We start from the raw sequence: 373 nt of genomic DNA, 5'->3' as shown, positions 1-373 counted from the left end.
CAATTAATTAAAAGAGTGTTTTTATGGCAAACAAAGCATTTTTCTCCAAATTATTAGAGCAAGCAGACGTTAAGATTAATGGTGACCGTTCTTGGGATATTACCGTTCACGATGACCAATTATTCGATAATATTTTAACTAAAGGTACTATTGCTTTCGGTGAAGGCTATATGGATAACCTTTGGGACTGTGAACGTATCGATATATTAATTTCCAAGTTATTACGTTCACATATAGAAGAAAAATTGACCAATGCCGAGAAATTTAAATTAGCAGCAAAAATTGGGGTTTCTAAGTTAAAAAATTTCATTAACCACCAATCCGTTTCCCGAGTAAAAGAAGACGTCCCTTTTCATTACGATATTGGTAATGA

Annotated in this window: 1 pseudogene; it reads left to right on the top strand. The window is 33.0% G+C overall.

The annotated features are described in order from the left end of the window. Window positions 1–23: 23 nt before the first annotated feature. Window positions 24–373, top strand: a pseudogene (locus E5A76_RS14955) (cyclopropane-fatty-acyl-phospholipid synthase); the annotation flags it as partial.

The organism is Photobacterium lucens, from assembly GCF_009873615.1.
Lineage (GTDB): Bacteria > Pseudomonadota > Gammaproteobacteria > Enterobacterales > Vibrionaceae > Photobacterium > Photobacterium lucens.
This window is presented reverse-complemented; position numbering and strand designations above follow the sequence as displayed.